10 protein-coding genes are annotated in these 9,094 nt (G+C 69.6%); 4 read left to right on the forward strand and 6 right to left on the reverse strand.

Annotated features, from left to right (window positions below; all coding sequences use genetic code 11):
- Window positions 1–1,508 (reverse strand): serine/threonine-protein kinase (locus ACFVJQ_RS39910; protein ID WP_385790708.1); only part of this gene is annotated, 1,508 nt, incomplete at its 3' end.
- A gap of 293 nt (window positions 1,509–1,801) precedes the next feature.
- Between ACFVJQ_RS39910 and ACFVJQ_RS39915 the strand changes: the two genes are divergently transcribed.
- Window positions 1,802–2,590, forward strand: a complete 789-nt coding sequence (locus ACFVJQ_RS39915; RefSeq protein ID WP_385790710.1) for an SDR family oxidoreductase — start codon at window positions 1,802–1,804, stop codon at window positions 2,588–2,590.
- A gap of 150 nt (window positions 2,591–2,740) precedes the next feature.
- Complete coding sequence (locus ACFVJQ_RS39920) at window positions 2,741–4,312, forward strand: sodium:solute symporter family protein (protein WP_385790712.1); 1,572 nt, start codon at window positions 2,741–2,743, stop codon at window positions 4,310–4,312.
- A 23-nt stretch (window positions 4,313–4,335) separates the two neighbouring features.
- Here the strand turns inward: ACFVJQ_RS39920 and ACFVJQ_RS39925 are convergent, their stop codons facing one another.
- The 5 genes from ACFVJQ_RS39925 to ACFVJQ_RS39945 form a co-directional block, all read right to left on the reverse strand.
- Window positions 4,336–5,451 (reverse strand): ADP-ribosylglycohydrolase family protein, encoded by a 1,116-nt coding sequence (locus ACFVJQ_RS39925; RefSeq protein ID WP_385790714.1) that lies wholly within the window; start codon window positions 5,449–5,451, stop codon window positions 4,336–4,338.
- A 121-nt stretch (window positions 5,452–5,572) separates the two neighbouring features.
- Window positions 5,573–5,836 carry a hypothetical protein gene (locus ACFVJQ_RS39930; protein ID WP_385790716.1) on the reverse strand — a complete coding sequence of 88 codons (264 nt, stop codon included), beginning with the start codon at window positions 5,834–5,836 and terminating at the stop codon, window positions 5,573–5,575.
- The gene (locus ACFVJQ_RS39935) at window positions 5,833–6,180 is read right to left on the reverse strand and encodes a hypothetical protein (protein ID WP_385516647.1); all 348 of its coding nucleotides are present in this window, start codon (window positions 6,178–6,180) and stop codon (window positions 5,833–5,835) included. Before ACFVJQ_RS39935 ends, ACFVJQ_RS39930 begins: the two co-directional genes overlap by 4 nt.
- Window positions 6,181–6,282: 102 nt before the next feature.
- Window positions 6,283–7,098, reverse strand: a complete 816-nt coding sequence (locus tag ACFVJQ_RS39940) for a helix-turn-helix domain-containing protein (RefSeq protein WP_385790718.1) — start codon at window positions 7,096–7,098, stop codon at window positions 6,283–6,285.
- A gap of 242 nt (window positions 7,099–7,340) precedes the next feature.
- Window positions 7,341–7,775, reverse strand: coding sequence for an ATP-binding protein (locus tag ACFVJQ_RS39945; RefSeq protein WP_385790720.1), 435 nt, complete (start codon window positions 7,773–7,775; stop codon window positions 7,341–7,343).
- A gap of 113 nt (window positions 7,776–7,888) precedes the next feature.
- On the opposite strand from ACFVJQ_RS39945, the gene ACFVJQ_RS39950 reads away from it, so the two are divergent.
- Window positions 7,889–8,701 carry a helix-turn-helix domain-containing protein gene (locus ACFVJQ_RS39950; RefSeq protein ID WP_385790722.1) on the forward strand — a complete coding sequence of 271 codons (813 nt, stop codon included), beginning with the start codon at window positions 7,889–7,891 and terminating at the stop codon, window positions 8,699–8,701.
- On the forward strand, window positions 8,698–8,892 hold the full coding sequence (locus ACFVJQ_RS39955) for a DUF397 domain-containing protein (protein ID WP_385790724.1): 195 nt from the start codon (window positions 8,698–8,700) through the stop codon (window positions 8,890–8,892). The genes ACFVJQ_RS39950 and ACFVJQ_RS39955 overlap by 4 nt, the downstream gene beginning before the upstream one ends.
- The last annotated feature ends 202 nt before the right edge of the window (window positions 8,893–9,094 follow it).

Genomic DNA, 9,094 nt, shown 5'->3' on the forward strand with positions numbered 1-9,094 from the left:
ACCAGCGGGCTCTTGCCGACGGGGATGCGGTGGTCCACCTTGCGAGTCGCGGTGTCGATCACCGACACCGCGTTCGCGATGTCGTTGGTCGTGTAGACCTGGCGCCCGTCCGGGGACACGGCCACCCCGTACGGGTCGGAGTCGACGGGGATGGAGCGGCCCACCTTGCGAGTCGCGGTGTCGATCACCGACACCGAGTCCGAGCCCAAGCTGGCCACGTAGGCCCGGTTCCCGGACACCGCCACCCCCTGCGGGGAGCCACCGACCTTGATCGAGGTCACGCGTTCAGGACCCGATGAGCCGGACTGGGCCAGGTAGATGCCGACGCCCCCCGCGGCCAGCGCCACCGCCACCACCCCCGCGACGAGCCCGGCCCGCCGGCGTCCGAGCCACGCCAGGCCTGGCCGCGGCCGGACCACGTCACCTTTGTGCGGCGGCAGTCCCGGGGGCGGGCCGGTCAGTTCCTCCGGCTCGGCCGACGGCAGCGGCCCCCGGGGCGGACCGGTCGTTTCCTCCCGCTCGGCCGACGGCAGAAGCTCGGTCGGCGGGGACGGCTCCGGGGAGCGCGGCGGCTTCGGACCGGTCGGTTCCTCCTGCTCGGCCGGCGGCACGACCAGAGGGCGCGAAGGGGAAGGGCCGGGCTGGGCGGCGATGGGGGTGAGCCGCCGGGCTGCCTCATCACCGTCCATCCGCTGCTCGGGGTCCTTGGCCAGCAGCCCGAGGAGGACCGGGGTCAGCTCCGTTGCCCGGCGCGGCAGGGTGGGAAACTCGGACAGCAGGGCGCTCAGCGTGGTGACGGCGGAGTCGCGGTCGAAGGGGCCGGTCCCCTCGAGCGCGAAATACAGGGTGGCGCCGAGTGAGAACAGGTCGCAGGCCGGGGTGGGCACGTCGCCATGGGCCCGTTCCGGGGCCATGTAGCCCGGGGTCCCGAGGAAATCCGCGGTGGCGGTCAGGCGCTCTCCGGAGCTCGGCTCCAGCGAGATGCCGTAGTCGATCAGCAGCACCTGGCAGCCCTCCGTAGAGTGGGAGGGCTGCGGGCCGAGGCAGGTCAGCAGGACGTTGGCCGGTTTGACGTCCCGGTGCAGGATGCCGAGCCGGTGACCCTCCTGCAGGGCGTCGAGGACCGCCAGCCCGATCCGGGCGACGTCGGTGGGCGGCAGCGGCCCCCGCTCGCGCACCACCGCGTCCAGGTCCTTGGCGCCGGGGACGAATTCCATGACGATCCACGGCAGGCCGTCGGCCTCCACGACGTCGTACACAGTGACCACATGGGGGTTGTTGCGCAGCCGTGCAGCGTGCTGCGCTTCGCCGCCGGCCCTCGTGATCCGGGCGCTCACCTCTTGTTCCGGGATGTCCGGCGGCAGGACGATCTCCTTGAGCGCGACGTCGCACGCCAGTCGCTGGTCATACGCCTGCCACACCCGCCCCCTGCCGCCAATGCCGAGCCGACGCAGGAGCTTGTAGCGCCCGGCGATCACGCGCCCGGCGGACTCGTGCTCTCCCGTCATGGCGTTCCCTCTTCCAGGGAGGCCCAGCAGGGTCCCCGGCGAGCCTTGCAACCCCTCTTCAGGTATTTCATATCGCCTGAAGAGGGGCAAGTCGCCCAGAATGGGTGTAGCCCACGTATATCCCGTGCGGCGGTGTCCCGATCATGAGCAAGCGGAAGCCGGATGGCATGAAACCTGCCCGCCTTCGGCGCTGGTGATCGATTCCAATCCCCGTGAGGCAGCGTTCCCCTTTCCTCCCGTTCCTCATACTCTGACGGCCCGTCAGGTAATGCCGCCGGAGCCGGGAGTCTGCGATGTCACTGCTCAAGGGAAAGACCGTGGTCGTCTCGGGGGTCGGCGCCGGACTGGGTCACCAGGTCGCGGCGGCGGTCGTACGGGACGGCGGGAATGCGGTGCTGGGTGCGCGGACGGAGGCGAACCTCGCCAAGAGCGCGGCCGCGATCGATCCGGGCGGGGCGCACACGGCGTACCGGTCGACGGACATCACCGACGAGGGGCAGTGCGAGGAGCTGGCCGGGCTGGCGCGGGAGCGGTTCGGCGGGATCGACGCGGTCGTCCATGTCGCCGCCTGGGACAGCTACTTCGGCGGGCTGGAGGACGCCGACTTCTCGGCCTGGCTGTCGGTGATCGACGTCAACCTGCTGGGGACGCTGCGGATGACGCGGGCGTGTCTGCCGGGGCTGAAGGAGGGCGGCGGGGGTTCGGTGGTGTTCGTCGGGACGCAGTCGGCGGTGGCGGCTCCGTCGCAGGTGCGGCAGGCGGCGTACGCGGCGTCGAAGGGGGCGTTGACGAGCGCGATGTACTCGCTGGCGCGGGAGTTGGGGCCGTATCGGATCCGGGTGAACACCGTGCTGCCGGGGTGGATGTGGGGGCCGCCGGTGCAGGCGTACGTGCGGTTCGCCGCGCACACCGAGGGGGTGCCGGAGGACGAGGTGCTGGGGCGGCTGACCGGGCGGATGGCGTTGCCGGAGCTGGCCACGGACGGGGATGTGGCGGACGCGGCGGTGTTCCTGGCGTCGGACCGGGCGCGGGCCATCACGGGGCAGTCGCTGCTGGTCAACGCGGGGGAGCTGATGCGGTGACCGCACCCTCCCAGGATTCATATCTGTGAACGAAGGTCACCTAGAAGAACATTTTTGCCTGCTCTTGACCTTCCCCTTGCTTGTCGTGCCCTCGTCACCGCACTCACGATGAGCGGGCCGTTCACAAGGCGGACCCTGGAAGGGTGGCACATGAACAGTCTCGACTGGGCCGTGCTCATCGGCTACTTCGGTGTCATGGTCGCGATCGGCATCTGGTCGCACAAACGCGTGGACAACGTCAGCGACTTCTTCACCGCCGGCGGGAAGATGCCGTGGTGGCTGTCCGGCATCTCGCACCACATGTCCGGATACAGCGCGGTGATGTTCACCGGGTACGCAGGCATCGCCTACACCTACGGCGTGACCTCCTTCGTGACGTGGTCCTTCCCGATCGCGCTGGGTATCGCCATCGGGTCGAAGCTGTTCGCACCGCGCATCAACCGGCTGCGCTCGCGGCTGCATGTGGCTTCCCCGCTGGAGTACCTGAAGAACCGTTACGACCTCAAGACCCAGCAGGCGCTGGCCTGGTCGGGCATGCTGCTGAAGATCGTGGACGTGGGCGCGAAGTGGGCGGCGATCGCGACCCTGCTGTCTGTGTTCACCGGGGTCTCCCTGAACGAGGGCATCCTCATCACCGGCGGGATCACGGCCGTGTACTGCACCATCGGCGGCCTGTGGGCGGACGCGCTCACGGAGCTGGGGCAGTTCGTCATCCAACTCCTCGCTGGTATCGCGATGTTCGTCGCGGTCGTGGTGGAACTCGGCGACTACGGCGGGTTCTTCGGCGTCTGGGACCGGCCGGAGCTGGACGGGCACGAGAAGCCGCTGGTGGGGCCGTACGGCACGGTCTTCCTGCTCGCCTTCCTCTTCATCAAGCTGTTCGAGTACAACGGCGGCATGCTCAACCAGGCCCAGCGGTACATGGCGACGCCCACGCCGCGGGAGGCGGAGCGCTCGGCCCGGCTGTCGGCGGCGCTGTGGCTGGTCTGGCCGCTGGTGCTGTTCTTCCCCATGTGGATGTCGCCGCTGCTGGTGGAGTCGCAGAAGCCGGACGGCTCCGACTCCTACGCCCTGATGACCGAACAGCTCCTCCCACACGGCCTGTTGGGCCTGGTCATCGTCGGTTTCTTCTCGCACACCATGGCCATGTGCTCCTCCGACGCCAACGCGATCGCCGCCGTCTTCACCCGGGACTGCGCGCCCGTGGTGTGGGCCAGGGCCCGGTCGTGGAGCGAACGTCAGGGCCTGGTCGTGGCCCGCGTCGCCACCGTCGTCTTCCTCGGGCTGTCCATGGCGGCGGCCACGCAGGTCAACTCCCCCACGTTCAAGGACATCATCACCGTGGTGATCAAGTGGGTCGCCGGTCTGATGGGCCCGATGGCCATCCCGATGATGCTGGGCCTGCTGCGGCCGTTCCGCCGCTCCGGACCGACCGCGGCGCTCGTCAGCTGGTCGATGGGTCTGCTCGCGTTCTGGCTGGTCAACTACCCGATCAACTGGAACGTCGAGGGCGGAGTGCCGCTCCAGTACCAGGTGTCCGTGCCACTGGCGGTGTCGCTGGTGCTGTACATCCTCATCGGGTACATGAAGCCCGAGGACACCCCGGAGCGGCTGGCGATCATCGAGCGGATCAACACCGACGGGGACGGGGCGGCAGCGGCCGCGGTCCCGGCTCCCGCCGGGGCGGTGGACGACGTGGTGCGTACGACGACGAAGGACTGACCTGCGTCACAGGGTGATCGGACTCACGCCCGCGGATAGCGCGTCAGCCATGCCGGTGACGCGCCCGCCGGGCCGTGCAGGGCCGGGCCCTGGGTCATCTCCATGGCGAAGTCGTCGGCCAGTTCCAGGATCGTGGGGCGGCCCTCCAGCTCGGCCAGCCAGGCCGGCGGGAGCGCCGTCTCGCCGTGCAGGGCACCGAGGAGGCCGCCGGTGAGGGCGGCGGTCGTGGCGGAGGGGCCGTCGTGGTTGACGGCGAGACGCAGACCATGCCGTACGTCCTCACCGACCAGCGCGCAGTAGACGGCGGCGGAGACAACCCTCTCCGCCGTACCCTCCCCCGCCAGCTCCGCCACCCGCGCCGGCGTCGGGATCCCCTGCCGTACCGCACCCAGCGCGTGCTGCAACGCCTCCGACACCGGCTGATGCCCCGGACGGGCGGCGAGCAGGGCGAGCGCCCGCTGCACGGCGCCGTCCAGGCTGTCGCCCCGCGCCAGCGCATGCACGATCACGGCGTACGCGCCCGCCGCGAGGTAGGCGGTGGGGTGGCCGTGGGTCTGGGCGGCGCACTCCACGGCGAGCTGCACGACCAGTTGCGGCTCCCAGCCGACGAGCAGTCCGAACGGCGCGGAACGGGCCGCCGCCTCGGGGCCGGCCTCACCGGGGTTCTTCGGCACGTCCAGCGTGCCCATGACCTCGTCGCCGAGGCCCAGCAGCAGGGCGCGGGCCGGATCGCGGCGGGCGTACAGCCACTCCTCGCGGGCCAGCCAGCCGTCGTCCTTGCGGCGCAGGTCCGGTCCCCAGTCCCGCTGGGTGGCGACCCAGCGCAGATACGCCCGGTGCAGGTCGGTCGGCGGATGCCAGGCGCCGGTGTCCCGGCGGACCTGGGCGCGGATCAGTCCGTCGACGGTGAACAGCGTGAGCTGGGTGCGGTCGGTGACGGCACCGCGTCTGCCGTACGCGGGTGCGAGGTCGACGACGCCTTCCGGGCCGTGTGCCTCCCGGATCCCGTCCAGCGTCAGCCCGTCGACCGGCGCACCGAGCGCGTCGCCGACGGCGACGCCGAGCAGCGTGCCACGCACCCGGCTGCGGAAGTCCTGCTGCTCGGTACGGCCCCAGACGGCGCCGGCTGTCGCATCCACCAGACCTCCCCGGGGCACCGTCCGTACGTACGACAGCTCAGCACTGTATTCGACCGGGGGTGGTCGGATCAGGGGGCAGATCGATATGCGAGGCCTGACCGAAGTAGTCACAAATGATCGATTATGAGCCGTACCACGTCACATTGCAGACGTAGACGCACTCGTGCCGTGGCACGGCCAAGAAGCTGATGAAGCCACGCCCGCCGAGGATGTCGAATTCGCGTAGGCCGCCCTCCCGGTCGAGGGGTCTCCCGACCCTCACGGAGTCATGGCCGAGCGCGGCCAGCTCGGCGGCGAGTCGCTCCACTTCCGCCACCACTCCGGGCGGGAGTCCTCCGGTGATGGATTCGGCACTCGGGTTGTAGTCCCAGGACCAGTCGGTCACAGCCCTGCCTCTGCCTCCGCCGCCTCGCGGATCGCCCGGATCTCAGCGACCGCGTCGGACGGGTCCTGGTCGCCGGTGTCCACGATTCGCTCCAGTTCCCGCAGACGCTCGGCCCGCACGGGGTGGCGTTCGATCGCGACGAACACCGCCCAGGAGTGCACGAACGCCCGCAGGGGCGCAAAGCTCTGGGTCTGCTGGGCGTTGGTCGTGGCCTCGAAGAGGTGCTGCGTGAGGGCGGGAAGCCGGCTGGGGGCAATCCGGGCGACTGCGCGCCGCAACGCGTCCGGAGTCAGCTCGGGCATGGGGATCAGCGGTCCGTACGGGCCGTCGCTCTGCGCACTCACGGTGACCTCCGGTGCTGCTGGTTCGCTCCTCGTACGGTACCGGCGGGGGTTACGGGACGCTGGTGAGACGGCACAGGCCACACGATTCGTTTCCGGCATTCCCTATGCCGCCTTCCGCTCGGGGTGTCGGCAGTCGCGGCAGCGGCCCGGTCGCGGCGCACGGAAGGCACGGTCGCAGCCGTCGCAGGTCTGAAGAGGGTCGGGGCGTGTGGTCGGCGGACCGGGCTCGAAGGGCTCGAAGAGGGGAGGCAGGAGGACGGTCAGGCGGTGTGCCAGGAAACCCGCGGGATGACGTACGCCTTCCGGCGGCAACCCGGCTGAGAGAGTTCGTTGCACGTCGTCGGGGGCGACGCCTCGCTCCAGCCAGGCCGCCACGGCGGGAGTGAGGCGGCGTACGTCGCACTCGGCGAGGTGGAGACGAGGGTCGCGGGTGCGCAGGCCGGCCAGTACGGTGCGGGCGGTGCGGTGGGTGAGGAGGTCAGGTGCGGCCGGGGCCGGATGTTCCGGCTCCTTGGGGTCCGGGGCCGGTGCGCGGCGGAGAGCGGGGGTCTCGTGGGCCGTGCGCCTCTGGGGCTTGTTGTACGAGATCGTGCGCGTCACGATCCGTCCCGACGGCAGGCGCTCCTTGGTGCGGGACAGATAGCCGTGCTTCTCCAGCTCCCGCAGTGCTGAGGCAATCCGCGTCTCGCCCTCGGGGAACTTGGCCGCCAGGACCTTGATGCCGACCAGGGCTCCGTTCGGAAGCGACTGGATGTGGGTGGCCAGACCGATCGCCGTCAGCGACAGGTCGGGGTGCTGGGCCAGATGGTTTCCGACGACGGTGAACTCCTCGTCGTGGCGTTCGTCCACGTGGTCAACTCCGAGGCGGGAACGGACGGACCGGGCGCGAGCGTGCGCGCTAAAGTGCTGCTCAGTCATTGGGAAGGTCTCTGCTTCCTGAATGATCAGGCCCTCGTTCGGGATGGCAGTCCCGGCGGGGGCCGATTCTTTGTGCGGTTGCCTGTCGAGGCCGACGGTGCCCGACCACATCACCGACGCGCCAGCCGAATTGGGCGTGATCACCCGAACAGGTGACCAGGGTTGCGGTGTGGGACGGGCTGGGTTGGGCGGGGTTGGTTCTTTCCCCCGGTTCTTTGTCTTTGGTGTCGGACCGGACCGGGTCACTGGCCCACGCGATCCGGCACCAACTCCGCCCACACCGTCTTGCAGTTGGCCGACGGCTCGTCGACGCCCCAGCGGGCCGCGTACGCCGCGACGATCAGGAGACCTCGGCCCGATTCCGTGCACTCCGTGCCCGGGTCCGGGATGCGCGGGATCCGGTCGCCGCGGGCGTCGGTCACCTCGATGCGCAGGGTGCCGTCCTCGTGCAGCCTGAGCGTGAGACGGAAGTCCCGGCCCCGGACGCGGCCGTGGAGCACTGCGTTGGACGCCAGCTCGGCCACCACGTGGGGTGCGCCCTCGAAGTACCTCCCCCATTCGTCGAGTTGGCGCTCGGCGAGCAGGCGCGCGAGTCGAGCACCTCTTCGAGTGGCGGACAGCTGCACCGTGAAGTGGTGTGCCGGGGCGGTGACTTGGGGGAGGGATTTCTGGTTCATGTCACCCAGCGTGGCCGGGGGTTCCTACGCTGAACAGCAAGGATGCCGGTACGGAGCGTGACTGTACGGACGCAGGGCGGGGTCGTACGACTTGTACGTCGGGAGGCGCGAGGGTGGAGGACGAGGAAGCAGCGGCCGTACTCAGGACGGTCGGCCGTCAGATCAAGATGTGGCGCGAGGCCGCTGGGAAGAAGCAGGCGGAACTCGGGGCGGCGATCGGGTACGGCGAGGAGATGGTCTCGTCGGTGGAGCGGGGGCGGAGGATTCCGAAGCCGGACTTCCTGGACAAGACCGATGAGGTGCTCGGGGCGGGCGGGAAGCTCTCGGCGATGAAGGAGGACGTGGAGAAGGCCCGGTATCCGAAGGTGGGGCGGGGTCTGAAGAAGCTGGAGGACGAGGCGGTCGAGCTGGGGGGGTACGCCGCCCTCCACATCCATGGCCTGCTGCAGACACCGGAATACGCTCAGGCACTGTTCGCGATGCGACGGCCCTCGTACACCGAGGACGAGATCGAGCGTCTCGTCGCCGGACGCATGGCGCGGCAAGCCGTATTCGACCGCGTGCCTCGGCCATTGGTCACCTTCGTCCAGGAAGAGGCGACGCTGCGACGGCCAGTCGGAGGCAGAATGGTCCTGCGAAAGCAGCTCGAACACCTGCTGGAAATCGGCAAGTTGCGGCATGTGCAGATCCAGGTGATGCCCACGGACCGGGAGGATCACGCGGGCATGATGGGCGCGTTCCGCGTGCTGAGACTCCAAGACGGCAAGACGCTGGGGTTCTCGGAAGGCCAGTTGTACAACCGGATCACCAGTGATCCCCGGGAGGTCCAGATCCTGGACATGCGCTATGGAATGATCCGGGCGCAGGCCCTCTCGCCCCGGGAATCGTTGGCCTTCATCGAAAGAGTGCTGGGAGAACAGGCATGACCTCTGCCTCGCTGGAGTGGTTCAAGAGCAGCTACAGCGGCAACGAAGACGGGGACTGCGTCGAGGTAGCGATAGCCCCCGCCGACGCCACCGTCCACGTCCGCGACTCCAAGAACAAGGACGGCGCCCGGCTCATATTCGCCGGCGACTCATGGACCGCGTTCATCACCTGCGCGGCCGACAGCCGGTGAGCGCGCCATACTGCGGGACGCCGCGGACAGGGATCGGCCGCCTGGGCGACAGGGCCCAGGCGGCCGATCTGCGTTGATCTCCGTCCGCGGTCGTGCGTCACGAGCAGAAGGGGAACGTGCCCTCCCCGTTCTCGTCGAGCAACTTCAACCAGTCGCCGTCGAGGAACTGCCGCTTCCAGTCGTCGATCTCGTCTTCCGAGAC

This window comes from Streptomyces sp. NPDC127197, from assembly GCF_042672405.1.
In the GTDB taxonomy this organism is placed as follows: domain Bacteria; phylum Actinomycetota; class Actinomycetes; order Streptomycetales; family Streptomycetaceae; genus Streptomyces; species Streptomyces flavusporus.